19 protein-coding genes are annotated in these 17372 nt (G+C 70.0%); 12 read left to right on the forward strand and 7 right to left on the reverse strand.

Annotation, left to right across the window (positions count from 1 at the left end):
- The 8 genes from ACFPYL_RS12335 to ACFPYL_RS12370 are packed head-to-tail and all read left to right on the forward strand — an operon-like array spanning position 1 to position 8088.
- The gene (locus tag ACFPYL_RS12335) at positions 1-756 is read left to right on the forward strand and encodes an SDR family NAD(P)-dependent oxidoreductase (RefSeq protein WP_379154282.1); all 756 of its coding nucleotides are present in this window, start codon (positions 1-3) and stop codon (positions 754-756) included.
- 3 nt (positions 757-759) lie between these two features.
- Positions 760-1257 carry a pyridoxamine 5'-phosphate oxidase family protein gene (locus tag ACFPYL_RS12340; RefSeq protein WP_379154284.1) on the forward strand — a complete coding sequence of 166 codons (498 nt, stop codon included), beginning with the start codon at positions 760-762 and terminating at the stop codon, positions 1255-1257.
- 51 nt (positions 1258-1308) lie between these two features.
- Positions 1309-1512: a hypothetical protein gene (locus ACFPYL_RS12345; protein ID WP_379154286.1), complete on the forward strand. Its 204-nt coding sequence runs from the start codon at positions 1309-1311 to the stop codon at positions 1510-1512.
- Between the two features lie 51 nt (positions 1513-1563).
- The gene (locus ACFPYL_RS12350) at positions 1564-2892 is read left to right on the forward strand and encodes a glycosyltransferase (RefSeq protein WP_379154288.1); all 1329 of its coding nucleotides are present in this window, start codon (positions 1564-1566) and stop codon (positions 2890-2892) included.
- Positions 2889-3395 (forward strand): hypothetical protein, encoded by a 507-nt coding sequence (locus ACFPYL_RS12355; protein ID WP_379154290.1) that lies wholly within the window; start codon positions 2889-2891, stop codon positions 3393-3395. Before ACFPYL_RS12350 ends, ACFPYL_RS12355 begins: the two co-directional genes overlap by 4 nt.
- Positions 3395-4357, forward strand: a complete 963-nt coding sequence (locus ACFPYL_RS12360; RefSeq protein ID WP_379154292.1) for a hypothetical protein — start codon at positions 3395-3397, stop codon at positions 4355-4357. Before ACFPYL_RS12355 ends, ACFPYL_RS12360 begins: the two co-directional genes overlap by 1 nt.
- A 56-nt stretch (positions 4358-4413) precedes the next feature.
- Entirely contained in the window at positions 4414-7611 is a 3198-nt protein-coding gene (locus ACFPYL_RS12365; protein ID WP_379154294.1) for an eCIS core domain-containing protein, read from the forward strand.
- Between the two features lie 6 nt (positions 7612-7617).
- Positions 7618-8088 carry a YbjN domain-containing protein gene (locus tag ACFPYL_RS12370; protein ID WP_379154296.1) on the forward strand — a complete coding sequence of 157 codons (471 nt, stop codon included), beginning with the start codon at positions 7618-7620 and terminating at the stop codon, positions 8086-8088.
- Positions 8089-8092: 4 nt separating this feature from the next.
- Here ACFPYL_RS12370 and ACFPYL_RS12375 read toward each other — a convergent pair whose 3' ends face one another.
- Positions 8093-8698, reverse strand: a complete 606-nt coding sequence (locus ACFPYL_RS12375; RefSeq protein ID WP_379154298.1) for a TetR family transcriptional regulator — start codon at positions 8696-8698, stop codon at positions 8093-8095.
- Positions 8699-8870: 172 nt separating this feature from the next.
- On the opposite strand from ACFPYL_RS12375, the gene ACFPYL_RS12380 reads away from it, so the two are divergent.
- From ACFPYL_RS12380 to ACFPYL_RS12390, 3 genes are read left to right on the forward strand one after another with little or no spacing between them, the layout of a single operon-like run.
- The gene (locus tag ACFPYL_RS12380; protein WP_379154300.1) at positions 8871-10124 is read left to right on the forward strand and encodes a glycosyltransferase family 4 protein; all 1254 of its coding nucleotides are present in this window, start codon (positions 8871-8873) and stop codon (positions 10122-10124) included.
- Positions 10111-10860, forward strand: coding sequence for a class I SAM-dependent methyltransferase (locus ACFPYL_RS12385; protein WP_379154302.1), 750 nt, complete (start codon positions 10111-10113; stop codon positions 10858-10860). The genes ACFPYL_RS12380 and ACFPYL_RS12385 overlap by 14 nt, the downstream gene beginning before the upstream one ends.
- A complete protein-coding gene (locus ACFPYL_RS12390) occupies positions 10857-11975 on the forward strand; it encodes a prenyltransferase (protein ID WP_379154304.1) in 1119 nt (372 codons plus the stop codon). Before ACFPYL_RS12385 ends, ACFPYL_RS12390 begins: the two co-directional genes overlap by 4 nt.
- Here the strand turns inward: ACFPYL_RS12390 and ACFPYL_RS12395 are convergent.
- Positions 11949-12608, reverse strand: a complete 660-nt coding sequence (locus ACFPYL_RS12395) for a class I SAM-dependent methyltransferase (protein WP_379154306.1) — start codon at positions 12606-12608, stop codon at positions 11949-11951. The two genes, ACFPYL_RS12390 and ACFPYL_RS12395, sit on opposite strands and share 27 nt — an antisense overlap.
- Positions 12609-12663: 55 nt before the next feature.
- On the opposite strand from ACFPYL_RS12395, the gene ACFPYL_RS12400 reads away from it, so the two are divergent.
- The gene (locus tag ACFPYL_RS12400; RefSeq protein WP_379154308.1) at positions 12664-14730 is read left to right on the forward strand and encodes an acyl-CoA dehydrogenase family protein; all 2067 of its coding nucleotides are present in this window, start codon (positions 12664-12666) and stop codon (positions 14728-14730) included.
- Positions 14731-14830: 100 nt separating this feature from the next.
- Here the strand turns inward: ACFPYL_RS12400 and ACFPYL_RS12405 are convergent, their stop codons facing one another.
- From ACFPYL_RS12405 to ACFPYL_RS12425, 5 genes are read right to left on the reverse strand one after another with little or no spacing between them, the layout of a single operon-like run.
- Positions 14831-15118, reverse strand: coding sequence for a DUF1905 domain-containing protein (locus ACFPYL_RS12405; protein ID WP_379154309.1), 288 nt, complete (start codon positions 15116-15118; stop codon positions 14831-14833).
- A gap of 4 nt (positions 15119-15122) precedes the next feature.
- The gene (locus tag ACFPYL_RS12410; RefSeq protein WP_379154311.1) at positions 15123-15482 is read right to left on the reverse strand and encodes a VOC family protein; all 360 of its coding nucleotides are present in this window, start codon (positions 15480-15482) and stop codon (positions 15123-15125) included.
- A gap of 13 nt (positions 15483-15495) precedes the next feature.
- On the reverse strand, positions 15496-16341 hold the full coding sequence (locus ACFPYL_RS12415) for an SDR family NAD(P)-dependent oxidoreductase (RefSeq protein ID WP_379154313.1): 846 nt from the start codon (positions 16339-16341) through the stop codon (positions 15496-15498).
- 20 nt (positions 16342-16361) lie between these two features.
- A complete protein-coding gene (locus tag ACFPYL_RS12420) occupies positions 16362-16817 on the reverse strand; it encodes a methyltransferase family protein (RefSeq protein WP_379154315.1) in 456 nt (151 codons plus the stop codon).
- A 15-nt stretch (positions 16818-16832) separates the two neighbouring features.
- Positions 16833-17348: a M15 family metallopeptidase gene (locus ACFPYL_RS12425; protein WP_379154317.1), complete on the reverse strand. Its 516-nt coding sequence runs from the start codon at positions 17346-17348 to the stop codon at positions 16833-16835.
- Between the last annotated feature and the right edge of the window lie 24 nt (positions 17349-17372).

Consider the following 17372-nt stretch of genomic DNA (forward strand, 5'->3'; position numbering starts at 1 on the left):
ATGGGACGACTCGACGGCAAGGTCGCCATCGTCACCGGCGGCGCGATGGGTCAGGGCGCGGCGATCGTGCGCCACTTCGTCGCCGAGGGCGCGAAGGTCGTCATCGCCGACATCGCGAAGGAGCCCGGCCAGGCGCTGGCGGACGAGCTGGGTGGCAGCACCCACTTCGCCGACCACGACGTCAGCGACCAGGCCTCGTGGGAGCGCGTCGTCGAGGAGACGAACGAGCGCTTCGGCCCGGTCAACGTGCTCGCCAACAACGCCGGCCTGCTCCGCTTCGGCGACATCGAGCGGATGCCCGTCGACGAGGTCGAGCTGCTCTGGCGGGTCAACCAGCTCGGCTGCTTCCTGGGCATGCAGGCCGTCACCCGGACGATGCGCAAGAACGGCGGCGGCTCGATCATCAACGCGTCCTCGGTCGAGGGGCTCGCGGGGATGGCGAGCTGCACGGCGTACGCCGCGACGAAGTGGGCGATCCGTGGCATGACCAAGTGCGCCGCGATGGAGCTCGGCCCCAAGGGCATCCGGGTGAACTCGATCCACCCCGGCATGATCAACACCCCGATGACCCGCGTCCACGGCGGTGACGCCGCGATGGAGTTCGGCGCCTCGCGGGTGCCGCTGCGCCGGGTCGGCTACCCCGAGGACATCGCCCCGCTCTACGTCTTCCTCGCCAGCGACGAGTCGTCCTACATCAACGGCGCCGAGATCTCGATCGACGGCGGCGTCACCTCCACCCACGCCTTCGGCGGCTGAGGCATGGCCAACCAGCGCGGCCAGGTCGTCATGGCGGACGACGAGATCGCCGAGTTCCTCGCCCAGCAGCGCTCGTCCACGCTCGCGACGTACGGCCCGCAGGGCCAGGTCCACCTCGTCGGCATGTGGTACGCCGTGATGGACGGCGCGATCTGGTTCGAGACCAAGAAGAAGGCGCAGAAGACGGTCAACCTGCGCCGCGACCCGCGCTGCTCGTTCCTCGTCGAGGCGGGCCACACCTACGACCAGCTCCGCGGCGTCGCGATCGAGGGCCACGGTGTCGTGGTCGAGGACGAGGACGTCGTCTGGGACGTCTGCGTCAACATCTTCGAGCGCTACAACGCGCCGTACACCGACGAGATGAAGCCGTTCGTCGAGTTCATGGCCAAGAACCGCGCCGCCATCCGCCTCGACGCCGACCGCACCCGTTCCTGGGACCACCGCAAGCTCGGCCTCCCCGAGATGGAGCTGGGTGGCTCGACCGCGCCGTACGTCGGGTAGCGGAGCGGCGCCGTCGCTCAGGTCGGCGGCCGGCCCGCCGATGGGTCGCGCGTGAGCCCCGCAGAGATCGTCCTGACCACCCTCGGTGTGATGGTCCTGCTGGCGGTGCTCGCCCCGTTCACGAGATCGCCCGAGCGCGACGACGCGACCTCATCGTCCAGCGGGTCGGTCGTCGTCCTCTACGCGCTGATCGGCGTCAACCTCGCCGGGCTCACGACCGGGGTCGCCGTCGCGGCGTACGCCGTGTTCGGCTGAGGTACGCGGTCGGGGCCCCTGATCTCGCTAGGATCTGAGCGAGGAGGCGGGATGCCGAGCACGGGCATGGACTGGTTCGTCCAGCTGTTGATCTTCGTCCTGATCGCCTACCCGATCGTCGGCGGGCTGGCGTTCCTGGTCTCGAGCTTCTACTACCACGTGTTCTCGGAGCGGCACGACCGTCCGCGCTACCTGGAGCACGGCGAGCCCTTCGTCACGATCCTGGTCCCGGCGCACAACGAGGAAGCGTCCATCGAGAGCACCGTCCGCTACCTCGAGACGATGCTCAACTACCCGGCCGACAGGTACGAGATCATCGTCGTCGACGACGCCTCCACCGACCGGACCCCCGAGATCCTCACCGCGCTGCAGGCCGAGTACCCGGACCTGCGCGTCGTCACGATCGTCAAGAACCGTGGGAAGGCGCACGGCTTCAACGTGGCGCTCGCCTTCGCGCGCGGCGACTTCCTGCTCTCCAACGACGCCGACACCCGTCCCAACCCCGACGCCCTGTGGCAGTACCTGAGCTACTTCGAGCGTGAGGGCGGGCAGAACGTCGGAGCGGTCACCGGCAACATGCTCGCCGCGAACCGCACGACGCTGACCGCGGAGGCGCAGCAGAACGAGCTGAACTCGATCATCGGGCTGATCAAGCGCTCCCAGATGTCGTACGGCGGGCTCTTCGCGTTCTCGGGCGCCAACACGATGTACCGCAGGCAGGCCGTGCTCGACGTCGGCGGCTGGCACGCGGAGCAGCCGACCGAGGACATCGCGATCGCATGGGACATGCAGGCGATGGGGTGGCGGGCGCTGTTCGCCCCACACATCCGATTCTTCCTCGACGTCCCGGAGCAGACCCGGTCGCTGGTCAAGCAGCGCCGTCGCTGGTCGTCGGGCGGCATCTACGTCCTGGTGACCAAGGGCCCGGCGTTGCTGCGGCACGCGGTCGAGCGCTGGCGGATGATGCCGATCGTGCTGGACTACAGCTTCAGCGTCTTCTGGAGCTTCCTCTACTGGATCAGCATGGCGCTCTTCCTGCTGACCCAGCTCCTCATGGCCGTGACGCAGGACTGGGAGCGGTTCTGGCACAACTGGTACATGGTGGGCATCTTCGTCTCCCTCCAGATGGTCATCGGCCTGGTCCAGCTGAGCGCCGCGTCGTACTACAACGACCGGGGCCGGACGTTGAAGTACCTCCTGTTCGCGCCGGCGTACATGCTCGTCTACTGGATGGTGAACACCTGGACGGTCGTCCTCGAGTTCGTCCCGACGGTCCGCAAGGTCTGGGAGCGGCGCGACGGCGGCTCCTGGAAGTCGCCCGAGCGGTCCGACAGCCTGCAGGGCACCCGCGACGCGCACCAGGGGAAGGAGTCGTCATGACGAGCAAGCCGTCCTACGTCGTCCACGAGGTCGCGGAGAAGGACGTCACGGTCGAGTGGTTCTTCGGCTCAGGTCACGTCCGCACCAAGGTGTTCCAGGTGGCTTGGATCCTGGTGAGCTGGTTCTTCGTCGTGCTCCCGGTCTTCATCACGGCCTCGTCGCTGCTGCACCGCGACGACGAGGGCGGGTGGTGGAGCTACCAGGAGGGCTTCGACATGTGGGACCGCACGGTGTTCCTGCTGGAGGTCCTCTTCTTCGCCTTCGTCCTCATCTTCCTGGGCCTGCACCTCCTCGACCGCACCTCCAGAGCCACGCGCAACGGCCGGCGGGAGTACGACGCGCAGCGGCTCGCGCTGCGCCTGGAGATCGCCGAGACCTGGTACGCCGACAAGTACGGACCGCGGGACGAGCGGGTGCATCAGCGGCACGTCGAGATCCAGCCCTACAGCGACATCGAGACCTACGAGCTGCGCAACCTCTACCGCGCGCACCGGGCCGGCTGATGCCGCTCTCGGCCGAGGACGCGGCGCTGGTCGCTGACATGCGGCAGCGCGAGCTGCACCTGAAGGAGAGGCAGCGTGCCGCTGACGCGATCCAGTTCATCGAACGGCGCTTCCGCGTCGTGTTCGCGGTCCTGGCCGGTGTCGTGTGTGCCGCTGCCGGCACGGGCCTCGCCCTGGTCGCGGACGAGATCAAGCCGAATGCGCGGAACCTGTCGCGCCCGGTGACCGTCCAGATCGTCGCCTGCTTCATCATCGGCGTCTTCCTGGGCCTGCACGTCCTCCGCTCCGCCTGGGGCCGCCGGGTGCGCGCCCGGCGCGTCGGCAGAGAGCTGAAGAAGTACACCAGCGAGCTCCACGCGGGTCGACGGTGGCAGCCCTTCTACTACGGGGACGAGGACATCGCGGCGTACGTCCCGCAGATCCTGTACTTCATCGAGGGCGAGCAGCGCTTCGAGTCCGTGGCGGCGGCGCTGGCCTTCGCGAAGGAGCATCGCCACGACACAGCGGTGTTCGCAGGGCGGGCGATGGAGCTGTTCACCGAGGTGGTGGAGGTGTCGAACGTGGTCGTCGTGTCGAACGCCGAAGAGTCCGGGAGGCCGGCGAGCCGGATCATGCACTTCGTCCGGTCCGACCGACCCCACGTCTGGTACGTCGCGACGGCGCCCGAGGGCAACAAGGTCCACGCACTCGACCGCGGGATGATCTCGGTGCTGACGGGGTCGATGGAGCTGGGCTGGACGATCAGCAGCAACCGGGTGCAGATCAGGCGGGCCGAGCTCGGCTTCCCGGAGGTCGCGGACCTCTACCGAGCGCAGGTGCCCGGCTACGTCGACCAGCTCACCGACGAGGAGCAGCAACGTGAGGTCGTCTACGAGCTGACCCTGCTCTCGGCCAAGGTGGACACCTGGCTCGAGCACGAGGTCGTCGTGTTCGATGCCGGCGCACGTTCCGAGTTCGACTGACAGTGCTCCTTGGCGGGTCCATACTGCGAGGAACACCCCGCCTTGAGGGAGTTCTCGTGGACAAGGCACTCGGATCTGCAGCGACCCATGACGACGTGGCGCCGGAGGCACCGGTCGTCGAGGCCTTCACGCCCCGCGCCCCGGTGCCGCTGCCGGTGGAGCGGATGACGGTCGGGCACGCGGAGGACCCGGCCGAGGCCGACGCCGACCGGCGCGCGGACTCCGCGCTCACCCGCCTGGCCGCGCTCGACTCGTCCGCCGGTGGCGTCGAGATCGACCTGCACCAGCACGGGCCCGGCTGCGACCACCTGCGGAGGAGCCCCACCCCGTCGACCGGTGCCGTGGTCGGGCACGAGGGCGGCGAGCTCGACGACGGCACCTCGGCCCAGATCGAGTCGCGCCGCGGCCGCGGCCGTCCCCTCGACGCGCCGGTGCTCCAGCGGATGCAGTCCGCCTTCTCGGCGAACCTGTCCGACGTCCGCATCCACGACGACCCGGACGCGGCCCGCCTCAACCGCCTGGTGAGTGCCCGCGCGTTCACCACCGGCAAGGACGTCTTCTTCGGTGCGGGGGAGTACGCCCCGAGCTCACCCGAGGGCGACCGGGTCCTGGCGCACGAGCTCGCCCACACCCTCCAGCCGTCGACCGGACCGGTGACGCGGCTGCACCGCCTCTTCACGGACGAGCAGAAGGGGGACCTGCTGCAGGGGCAGTACAAGAAGGTCGCGGAGGAGTACGAGTTCAAGCTCGGCTACGCGCTCTCGAAGGACCCGCAGGCGCTGGCCGGCGCCAAGGCGCTCACCGACAAGTTCAAGGCGCTCCTCATCGAGCGTCATGGCGCCGGCAAGGAAGGCGCCGCCTACAACCCCGCGAAGACCGCGGCCGGCAAGGTGTCGAAGGCCCGGGCGGCCGAGGTCTTCGACTCCGGCAACCTCCGTGAGCGGATGGGCGCCGTCTACGCGGCGATCACCAACTACGAGGACGACGACTTCGGCCTCGGCAACATGCTCGAGGCGACCAAGGACGCCCCCGAGAAGTACGGCGCCATCGCCGACACCGCGCTGATCGGCACCGAGATGGAGGCGCCGGACGCGATGATGTTCGGCCGCAAGGGCCGGACGGCGGACCGCAAGGAGAACGACCGGGTCGGCAAGACCGAGGTCGAGCAGAACAAGCACCTCGAGGGGTTCTTCGCGGGCAAGGACGCGCCGACGCCCAACAAGGTCGTCGAGCGCGGCGAGGCACCGCTGTCCAGCCGGGAGTACGAAGGGGCGTTCCCCGAGGAGACCGCGGCCGTCCAGAAGAAGAACAAGGGCTGGGCCGGCCTCGACGAGGCCGGCAAGGTCGCGGCGTACAACGCGGTGCTCGGGGACAAGGTCATCAGGACCTGGCAGGGCGGCGAGGCCTGGAACAACCTCGGTCCCAAGCTCAAGGAGGAGGGCACGAACAAGAACATGAGGATGCTCGCCGGCTTCTCGGGGACGTCCGACATGTACTTCCACGCGGGCCAGTACTTCAAGCTGGGCAAGAAGGACCTGGAGAAGATCCGCCTGGCGGCGCTCGGCACGATGATCCCGGCGCGCGACCACTCGTTCCACGAGATCATGTCCGCCAGCAGGGACTACGGCCTGGACTACGCCGACGGTCCCGTCGGGTACTCGAAGTTCGAGCCCTACACGAGCAAGCAGCTGCTCGAGATCACCGGCGCCACGGTCTTCCCGCACGAGCTGATCGGCGCGACCGGCAAGGCGATGTTCGACGCCAAGACCGCTGACGGGGTGGAGCAGACACCGGCGGTGCCGACGAAGGCGGAGCTGCCCGCGGTCGGGTGGAAGGCGAAGTACGGCCTGAGCACCTCGACGTACGAGTCCGTGCTCAAGGCCGTGGACGCCTACCACGCGGCGCTCAAGGCCAAGAAGGACACGGTCCGCACCCTGGCGGACAAGATCGTCGAGTGGGTCGACGCCTGGATGGCCAAGAACGCGGTGCGTGGCGACTCCGGCGACGAAGGCAAGACCGAGGCGCTCGAGTTCCTCCGCGGACGGGCCCTGCGCGCCGGCACGAGCTGGGCGGCGCACGCGACCGAGCAGGGGCTGGTCGCCAAGGCGACCAAGGCCAAGCTCCTGCACGAGTCCGACAACGACGACGACCCCAGCGGCGACTTCTACGGGAGCCCCGAGCTCGTGAACGGCCTCGGTGAGGAAGCCGTGATCGCCCTCGCGGCCCTCTTCGGCCAGTGCAAGAAGCTGGGCGCGATGCCCGTCGTCGCCGATGCGACGAAGCTTCCCGACGTCGCCGCGGCGCCGGCGTACAAGAAGCTGATCGGCTCCGCGAACGGGCTGCGGCTGCGTGCCGCGATCGGGGAGAACGCGGGCCTGATGCTGCGTGCCTTCGTGGCGCAGTTCGGTGGGGGCAAGGTGTGCAAGGTGCTCGGCCCCAAGGACCCGGACACCGTTGCCGCCCAGCAGCTGATGACCGCGCTCAACCTGGTGCAGTCGAACTTCGCGGGCGTCCAGATCCGCGTCGACGGTGGCAAGAGCCCGCGCGAGGGCGACACCCACAAGGTCGAGGGCGGCTCGCCCGCCAAGCGCAACGAGGCCCTCGCGGCGGCGTACAAGCTGACCCCGCTCGAGCTCGACTGCATCAACGGCTACACGATCGGCGAGTACAAGCCCTTCAACGACGGCACCGCGGCGCCCGAGCGGCTCGCCGCACTCGACTCCGGCCTCAAGAAGCTGCCCCGCTACGCCGGACCGCTCTACCGGGGCGACTACAGCTACGAGCACGCGGAGGCGGACGGGACCGCGGACGTGGAGTATGCGGTCGGCGCGAAGCAGACGCTCGACAAGTACACGTCGACCGCCAAGTCGCTCGCCGACTCCTTCGTGCCCAAGCGTCCGACGGCGCACGTCATCGTCTCGAACAAGTCGGGCGGCGACGTGGAGGCGCTGAGCAAGAAGAGCTGGGAGCAGGAGGTGCTCTTCCCACGGAAGGTCCCCTTCCAGGTCGTCGCGGTCGTCGACAAGCGGAACAAGGGCGTCGGCGCCACCGATGCGACCCTGAACAAGGTCACCGGCGCGTTGACCGGCGCGCACGGGCTCCCGACCGCGCTCGAGCAGCAGACTGGTGGTGTCGCCCCGGCGCACGCGGCGGACATGACGATCAACGACCCGCACGTGGCCGAGGACAAGTGGACCGAGGAGTACACCAAGACCTTCTCCAACAAGGTCTGGATCTTCTGGAAGGAGGTGTAGGAGCCGGTGACCAAGCTCTTCGACCAGATCATCGAGCTGCTCGGCCAGTCCGAGTACGACTACCAGGTCGCCGACGAGGAGGAGGTGCTCCGGCTCGCTCTCGAGGCACCCGAGGGCTCGTGGACGGCGTACGTGCGCGTGATGGCGAACGGGATCTGCGTCGTCTACTCGAAGCCGGAGTTCGACGCGGCGCCCGAGCACCGCGCGGCGACCTCGGAGTTCATGACCCGGGTCAACTTCGGCATCCTCATCGGCAACTTCGAGATGGACTGGAGCGACGGCGAGGTGCGGTTCAAGACCGCCTTCGACGCCGATGCCGGTCTGGTGCCGGCGGCCCTGGTCGTCAACACGATCGACGGCAACATCGCGAACATGCACCAGTACCTGCCGGCGCTCCAGGGCGTCGCGACCGGCGAGATGACCGTCGATGAGGCCCTCGAGGCGTGCGGACGCAGCGAGCCGCCCGCGGACGACTGAGGGGTCAGTCGCGGAGCAGGAGCTTGACCGCGACCTCGATCTGCTGACCAGTCTCGGCGGCGGTGTTGCGACCGGTGACCCAGCCGACCAGGGCGGAGAGCCAGACGTCGCCGATGACGCGGGCGATCTGGACGTCGTCCTCGGTGAGGGTGTCGTGGCCCTCGGGGTACATCGCCCGGGTGAGCATCGTGGTCAGCAGCATCCCGACCTGGTGGATCTCGGCGGCGACGGAGGCATCGGCGAACATGAAGGCGCGGGTGAGGGCCTCGGTCAGCTTCGGGTCGCTCTGCATGCCGCGGGTCGTGCGCTTGAGGGTGTTGATGACGCGATCGGCCGCGGTGTCACCCTCGACGGTGCGGTCGCGCAGCGCGGTCTCCGAGCGCTCGAACTCGCGCTGGAGCGCCGAGACCAGCAGGTGGATCTTCGACGGGAAGTAGCGGTAGAGCGTGCCGAGGGCGACGTCGGCCTGCTCGGCGACACCGCGCATCTGGACGGCGTCGAAGCCACCCTCGGACGCCAGGGCGATCGTGGCGTCGAGGATCCGCTTGCGGCGGTCGCGCTGCGCGGCCGAGCCGAGATCTTCGACTGCCAGCGAGTTGGCGCTGCTCACACGGACCCCCATGCACGTTGACGTTCGGAACGACGTTGGTCCGCAGAGTCTAGAGAACCCCCGAGAGTCCCGTTGATTACGACCACTAGGCTAACTGTTCGTGGTCTAAAATAGGAACACGTTCCAGTTGGTGAGGGCATCGTGTCCGAGTTGTTGAGAGATTGAGGTGCGGATGCGAGTCGCATTGCTGTCCTACCGAAGCAAGCCGCACTGCGGGGGACAGGGCATCTACATCCGTCACCTCAGCCGTGAGCTGGTCAACCTCGGCCACTCCGTCGAGGTGTTCTCCGGCCAGCCCTACCCCGAGCTCGACCCGGGCGTGGAGCTGACCAAGCTGCCCAGCCTCGACCTCTACCGCGAGCCCGACCCGTTCCGGCTGCCGACGCTCAAGGAGTTCCGCGACCGCATCGACGTCGAGGAGTTCGCCACCATGTGCGCGGCCGGCTTCCCCGAGCCCAAGACGTTCAGCCTGCGCGCCGTACGCGCCCTCAAGGACCGGGTCGACGACTTCGACGTCGTCCACGACAACCAGGTCCTCGGCTACGGGATGCTCGAGATCGAGAAGCTCGGGCTGCCGCTGCTGACCACGCTGCACCACCCGATCAGCTACGACCGCCGCATCGACATCGCGGCGACCAGGAACCCGTGGCGCAAGCTCACCCTGCGCCGCTGGTACGGCTTCGTGAAGATGCAGGCCGCTGTCGCCCGGCAGGCCCGCAAGATCCTCACCCCGTCGGAGACCTCCAAGCGCGACATCGCCAAGGACTTCGGCGTCGACCCCGCCCGGATGCAGGTCATCCTGCTCGGCGTCGACGACGCGTTCGTGCCGCCGACCAAGCCGCGGGTCAAGGGCCGGATCATGGCGATGGCCAGCGCCGACGCCCCGATGAAGGGCATCGCGACGCTGCTCGAGGCGTTCGCCAAGCTGCGCACCGAGCGCGACGTCGAGCTCTTCCTGGTCACCAAGCCCAAGCCGGGCGGCCGCACCGAGAAGCTCATCGACAAGCTGTCGATCGGCGACCACGTGCACTTCGTGCACGGTGTCAGCGACGCCGAGCTGGTCGAGCTGATGGGCACCGCCGAGGTCGCCTGCGTGCCGTCGCTCTACGAGGGCTTCTCGCTGCCGACCGCCGAGCTGATGGCGTGCGCGACGCCGCTGATCGCGTCCGACGCCGGCGCCATCCCGGAGGTCGTCGGCCCCGACGGCCTCTGCGCCGACCTGGTCACGCCCGGAGACGTCGGCGAGCTCGAGTCCGCGATCGCGGCGCTGCTCGACGACCCCGAGCGCCAGGCGCGGTACGGCGCCGCCGGGCGCCAGCGCGTCGAGGAGCTGTTCAGCTGGCGGGCGGTGGCCGCGAAGGTCGCCGTCGCCTACGAAGAAGTGATCGCCGACTACGAGAAGGAGCGCGCCAGTGCTGACCGTTGACTTCGACCGGCTGGGCCTGCAGCCCGGCGAGCGGGTGCTCGACATGGGTGCCGGCGGTGGCCGCCACGCGTTCGAGATGTACCGGCGCGGTGCCGACGTCGTCGCGTTCGACATGGACGCGGACGAGCTGGCCAACGTGCTCGAGGTCTTCGGCGCCATGAAGGAGCAGGGCGAGGTCCCGGCCGGCGCCGCCGCCGACATCAAGCAGGGTGACGCGCTCCAGCTCCCGTTCGCGGACGGCGAGTTCGACCGCATCGTCGCCGCCGAGGTGCTCGAGCACATCCACGCCGACGTCGACGCGATCACCGAGCTCGTGCGCGTGCTGCGCCCCGGTGGCACCCTGGCGATCTCGGTGCCGCGTTGGCTGCCCGAGGTCATCAACTGGAAGCTCTCGGACGACTACCACAACGCCCCGGGCGGCCACATCCGGATCTACACCGACCACGAGCTGATCGACAAGGTCACCAAGGCCGGCAAGTTCAACGACGGCACACCGGGCGACGCGATGGTCTTCGAGGGCAAGGACTACGCCCACGGCCTGCACGCGCCGTACTGGTGGATCAAGTGCGCCGTCGGCGTGACCAACGACGACAACTTCTTCGCCCGGACGTATCACAAGCTCCTGGTCTGGGAGATCATGAAGCAGCCCAAGACGCTCGAGTACGCCGGCAAGGTCCTCGACCCGCTGATCGGCAAGAGCATGGTGCTCTACTTCCGCAAGCCGGACGTCGCATGACGGATCCCCTCGCGCAGCTCCCGTACGTCGAGGGCATCCTCACCGCCGAGCAGGTCGCAGCCACGGCGGCGTCGATCGTCGCGATGCAGGAGCCGTGCGGCGCCGTGCCGTGGAGCGTCGGCGAGCACGTCGACATGTGGAACCACGTCGAGGCGGCGATGGCGATGCTCGTCGGCGGCGAGGTGGAGGCCGCGGAGCGCGCCTACGCCTGGATGCCGACGATGCAGCGTGCCGACGGCTCCTTCCCGATGAAGATCGTGAACGGCGAGCCCGAGGACGAGCGCGGCGACGTGAACATGACGGCGTACCTCGCCGTCGGCGTCTGGCACCACTGGCTGGTGCGCCGCGACATCGGCTTCGTGCAGCGCTTCTGGCCGACCGTGCGCGCCGCCCTCGACTGGGTGGTCTCGCTGCAGACGTCGTGGGGCGGCATCCACTGGACGCCGGTCGACGACTTCTGCCTGCTGACCGGCTCGTCCAGCATCTACCAGTCGCTGCGGGCCGGCGTCGCGCTCGCCGACCTGCTCGACGACCCGCAGCCCGAGTGGGAGCTCGTCGGCGGCCGGCTCGGCCACGCCGTGCGCGAGCACCGCGACCTCTTCGAGGACAAGTCGGCGCACTCGATGGACTGGTACTACCCGGTCCTCGGTGGCGCGGTCCGCGGGCGCGACGCCTTCGAGCTGCTCGAGAGTCGGTGGGACGACTTCGTCCGGCCGGGCCTCGGCATCCTCTGCGTCGACACCAACCCGTGGGTGACCGGCGCCGAGACCTGCGAGCTCGCGATGGCGCTCGACACGCTCGGCGACCACCGTCGGGCGCTGACGCTGATCCAGGACATGCAGCACCTGCGCGAGGACGACGGCCGCTACTGGACCGGCTGGGTCTACGGCGACGAGGACGAGGCCGACGGCGAGCCGCGCAACGTGTACTGGCCGGTGGAGTACACGTCGTACACCGCCGCCGCGGTGATCCTGGCCGTCGACGCGCTCGGCGAGGTCGCGGGGCACAGCACGGCCGGCTCCGGCATCATGCGCGGCACCTCGCTGGCGCCGCACTTCGCCGAGCTCGGCCTCGAGTGCGGCTGCCCGTCAGCCGACAGCCTGCCCATCAGTTAGCTGGCCAGCCGCCCCTGAGGTCCTGCGGAGCACGCGCATCGAGCCCAGCGCCTCCACCTCGGTGAAGGCGCCGCTCTCGAGCGCGCGCAGGAAGACGTGGTACGGCGGCTGCCCGCCGTCGGCCGGGTCCGGGAAGACGTCGTGGATGACGAGCAGCCCGCCCGCCATCAGCCAGTGCGCCCAGCCGGAGTAGTCGTTCTGCGCGTGCACCTCGGCGTGCCCTCCGTCGATGAAGAGCAGCGACAGGGGAGTGCGCCAGTGCGCCGCGACCGTGGTGCTCCGCCCGACCACCGCGACGACCTGGTCCTCCAGGCCGGCGAGCGCGATGTTGCGGCGGAACACCGGCATCGTGTCCATCACGCCCAGCTCCGGGTCCACGAGCGTCGCGTCGTGGTGCTCCCAGCCCGCCTGGTTCTCCTCGGAGCCGCGGTGGTGGTCCACCGTGAAGAGCGTGCCGCCGACCTCGCGCGCGGCGGCACCGATGTAGATCGCCGACTTGCCGCAGTAGGTGCCGACCTCGAGGGCCGGGCCGTGGGGGAGCCGCTCGCGGGCGTAGCGGTGCAGCAGCTGGCCCTCGTCCTCGGGCATGAAGCCCTTGGCGGCCAGTGCGTGGTCGATCCAGTCGGTGGTCACGGCCGCACTCTAGTAGGATTGGAACACGTTCTAGTTCCGGACCCAGAGGATGCGGATGTCGATCGGGATCTCCGACGAGCACGTCGAGCTGGCTGCGAGCCTGCGCAAGTGGGCCGCCGACCTCCAGGGCCGCGAGCTCACGCGGGCGGCCGAGACCGAGGCCGACGCCGGCTTCGGCGACGTCTGGGCGGCGGCCCAGGAGATGGGGATCGCCACGATCGCCGTCCCCGAGGCCGCGGGCGGCGGTGGCGGCACGGTGGTCGACCTGGCGGTCGCCCTCGAGGCGTGCGCCCACGAGCTGGTGCCGGGACCGCTGCTGGGCCCGGCGGTCGCCTCGCTCGTCGTCCCGGACCTCCCGGAGGACGCGGTCGTCGCCGTCGGCCTGACCGACGTCGTGTGGGACGTCCCGTCCGCCACGCACTTCCTCCTCACCGACCCGTCCGGCGGCTGGTCGCTCTACCCACGGGACGCGGTCGAGGCGTCCTCGTCGGTCGGGCTCGACCTGAGCCGCCGGTACGGGTCGGTGAGGGTGGTCGAGCGGTCGGCCGGGGTCGCCGTGCCGGACCTGACCGACGCCCTGCTCCGCCGTACGACGGTCACGCTGGCGGCCGCGGAGGCTGCCGGCGTCGCCCGGTGGTGCCTGGCGACGGCGGTGGAGTACGCGAAGGTGCGCGAGCAGTTCGGGCAGAAGATCGGCGCCTTCCAGGCCGTCAAGCACCTGTGCGCGGAGATGCTGGAGACCGCCGAGGCGGTGACGGCGGCGGCGTGGGACGTCGCGTGCGTGTGCCCCCGGGTCGGTGCCGGCGACGACGAGCAGTGGGAGTTCGCGGCCGACGTCGCCGTGGCGATCGTCTTCGACGGGGCCGTCGAGGTCGCGAAGTCCTGCATCCAGGTGCTCGGCGGCATCGGCTTCACCTTCGAGCACGACGCGCACCTCTACCTGCGCCGGGCGCTGGGCCTGCGCGCTCTCGTCGGTGGCAGCGACGCCGCCGCCGAGCGGCTCACCACCGCCGCCGTCTCGGGCACCCGGCGCCGCGTGCAGCTCGACCTCGACGGTCGCGACGAGCCGATCCGCGACGAGATCCGCGCGACGGTCGAGCGGATCGCCGCGCTGCCCGTCGAGGAGCGTCGGGCCGCCTTCGTCGAGACCGGCTACCTCACGCCGCACTGGCCGACGCCGTACGGGCTCGGGGCGGACGCCGTCACCCAGGTCGTGATGGACCAGGAGCTCGCGCGCGCGGAGCTGACGCGCCCTGACATCGTGATCGCCGGCTGGGCGGTGCCGACGATCCTCGAGCACGGCACCGACGAGCAGCGGGAGCGGTTCGTGCGACCGTCGCTCCTCGCCGACATCACCTGGTGCCAGCTCTTCTCCGAGCCCGGCGCGGGCTCGGACCTCGCCTCGCTGCGCACGAAGGCCACCCAGGTCGACGGCGGCTGGAGGCTGTCGGGCCAGAAGGTCTGGAACTCCGTCGCCGAGCGCGCCGACTGGGGCATCTGCCTGGCCCGCACCAATCCCGATGCGCCCAAGCACAAGGGCATCAGCTACTTCCTCGTCGACATGAAGAACAGCCCGGGCATCGACGTCCGACCGCTGCGCGAGATCACCGGCAAGGCGCTCTTCAACGAGGTCTTCCTCGACGACGTCTTCGTGCCGGACGACATGCTGGTCGGCGAGGTGGACGACGGCTGGAAGCTGGCCCGCACCACGCTCGCCAACGAACGGGTCGCGATGGCGACCGCCCGCCTGTCGAAGAGCACCGAGCGGGCCATCGAGCTCGCGGCCGACGCCACGGTGGCGCAGCGGGTGGCCATCGGACACTCGATCGCGCTCGCGACGGTCTGTGCGCTGCTGGGCGTGCGCGGCACGATGCGCTCGCTCGCCGGCCAGGGGCCCGGTGCGGAGTCGAGCGTGGCCAAGCTCCTCGGCGTACGCAACCGTCAGGACGGCGCCGAGCTGGTCGTCTCGCTGCACGGCGACGCGGTGCTGGTCGACGCCTCCGACGACGTCCGTGCCGACGTGTGGGAGATGCTCAACACCCGCTGCCTGTCGATCGCTGGCGGTACGACGCAGATCCTGCGCAACGTCGCGGGGGAGCGGATCCTCGGCCTGCCGCGCTGACTCCGGGACACCAGCCACGCACCTGGTCAGATTTCTTGCACGCACGTGCGTTCAAGATGAACACACGTGCGTGCATACGGCGAGTCGATGCCAGGAGCAGCTAGACGTCGAGGGTCAGCCGGATCGCGACGGTGTCGCCGACGTCGACCTCTTCGGCCCGTCGTACGGCGAGCTTGAGCGGCACGATGTAGCCGCCGTCCTTCGGCCACAGGGAGGTGGTCCACGTCGAGCCGCCGAGGTGCACGGTGACCGGGATCATCCCCCAGCCGTAGGTCACCGCCGCGGCGACGTCCTCGATCTGCGCGGCGTCGTCCTCGGGCACCCACACGAAGTGGTGGGGTGCCGGTCCGCGCCAGTGCCAGACGTCTCCGGAGAACTCCAGGTCCACGCGTCTACTCCTGCTGGTCGTCCTCGGTCGGGGCGCCGCCGAAGCCGATCTCGTTGCCGTCGGGGTCGCGGAAGATCGCCTTGCGGACGCCGTTGTCGTAGAGCTCGCGGTGATCGGGCTCGAGCCCGCGCTCGGCCGCGCCGGCGAGGAACCCGTCCAGGTCGCCGAGGAACGCCGTCACGAGCGCGTGGCCGGCGTGCTCAGGCTCGAGGACGACGTAGACGTAGCGGTGCTCGGCCAGCTCCCAGACGCTCTCGGTCTCGTGGGCTCGGAACGCCGCCGGGTGCCCGAGCAGTCGCTCCAGCCACGCGACGCCCCGGTCGTAGTCCGTCACCGGGATGCCTGCGAACAGGTCGAGGTCCATGGCCGCTGCCTTCCTATGCCGGGACGCCCACCAGGGCCGCCGACCGCTCCCACAGGCCCTGGATCAGCGCTGGGTCGTGGGCCTGCTTGTTCTCGCGGCCGTCGATGTCGAAGCGGCTGAAGTAGCGCCCGTCGATCTCGGGGTCGGCGCCGCGCTCGGCGAGCGCGACGAGCGGTGCGGCGCCGTCCGGGACGCTGATCGTGGCGAACCGCTTGAGCGGGGTGCGGTAGGCCAGGCCGACCAGCCAGGAGTCGCGGCCGAAGGAGCTGCCCACCGGGCCGGGGTGCACGGCGACCGACACGATGCCGTCGCCGGGCCACCGCTGGGAGAGCCCACGGGTGAAGAGGATGTTCATCAGCTTGCCGGTACCGTAGGCCCGGAACTCGATCGCCCGACGGTGCTCGTAGTCGAGGTCGTCGAGCACGACCTTGCCGCCGAGGTTGGCGATGCTGGAGGTGTTGACGACCAGCGCCGACCCGGCGGCCTGGAGCCGGGGGCGCAGCAGGTGGGTGAGCAGGAACGGCGCCAGGTGGTTGATCTGGAAGTTCGGCTCGTGGCCGTCGTGGGTCCGCTTCGAGGGGGCGAACGTGCCGCCGGCGTTGTTCAGCAGCACGTCGAGCGACCCGACGCGCTCGCCGACCTGGTCGGCCAGCCGGCGTACGTCGTCGAGCCGCGAGAAGTCGGCCACCAGCGGCTCGGTGCCCACCGCCTCGGCGACCGGACGGAGCTTGTCGGCGGAACGCCCCGTCACGTGGACCGTGGCGCCCCGGGCCGCGAGCACCCGCGCGGCCTCCGCCCCGATGCCGTCGGAGGCGCCGGTCACCAGCACCGTGCGCCCTGCCATCGTCTGGTCGTTCATCCCCCGAGCCTAGGCCGCTCTCACAGCCAGCGGCGGACCCGTCGGGTGTAGTCGTCGTACGCCGCCCCGAACCGCTCGTGCAGGAACCGCTCCTCGGGCCGGATCGCGCCCCAGCGCACGAGCAGGACGGCGGCCGGGAGGAGGACGAGGCCCCAGAACGTCGGGACGAGCAGCGCGACGCCGAGGTAGAGCGCCAGCAGGCCGACGTACAGCGGGTTGCGGGAGAGGCGGTAGGGGCCTTCCTCGATCATCGACTGCGTCGCCTGACCCGGCAGCAGGCCGGTCTCGTGCCGGGCGAAGAGCCACAGCGACCAGCCGTTCCAGACGACGAACGCGAGGCTCAGCGCCCAGCCGACCGGCACCCGCCACCCGCCGAGGTCGACCGGGTCGCCCCACTGCGCCGTGACCAGCCAGCCGGCGAGCAGCGGCGCGCCGATGCCCACGGGCGGCCAGAGCCGGAACGAGACCGTGTCCATGACGCCATTGTGGTGTCAGCGGCTGGCGCCGTCCGGCAGCAGCGCGGGGCACTCGCCGCCGGGCGACGTGGCCAGCTCGAAGTGCCAGATCTCGTTGGCGAAGACCTGGCAGAGCCCGTAGTCGGCCCCGTGCCGGTCCAACCAGTAGGCGCCGTCGGTCGGACCGACGTCGACGGCGTCCCCGGTGACGTGCGCGGACGTCCTCGGGGTGGCGACGTAGCGGCGCGCCTCGGCCTCGCTGCCGTACCTGGTCACGGCCTGGGCGAGGAGACGTCGCTGGTGTGCCTTGCTGCGCCACCCGCTGGTGACGACCAGCTCGATGCCGTCCTCCTGCGCGTCGCGTGCGGCGTCCTGGAGGGCCGCGAGGAGGTCGTGGTCGAGCTTGCTGACCGTCCGTCGGCCGGTGTCGATCGGACCGGTGGGGACGTCGTCGTCGTCGGACCCGCCGGTGGCGGGGATGCCGCAGCCGGAGGTCGCGAGGGCGAGGACGAGCAGGGCGGCCACGAGCGGGCCGGAGGGATGGTGATGCACGTCAGCGACCGTAGGCAGCCGGGC

The sequence above is a fragment of the Nocardioides hankookensis genome (assembly GCF_042658885.1).
Classification (GTDB): domain Bacteria; phylum Actinomycetota; class Actinomycetes; order Propionibacteriales; family Nocardioidaceae; genus Nocardioides; species Nocardioides hankookensis.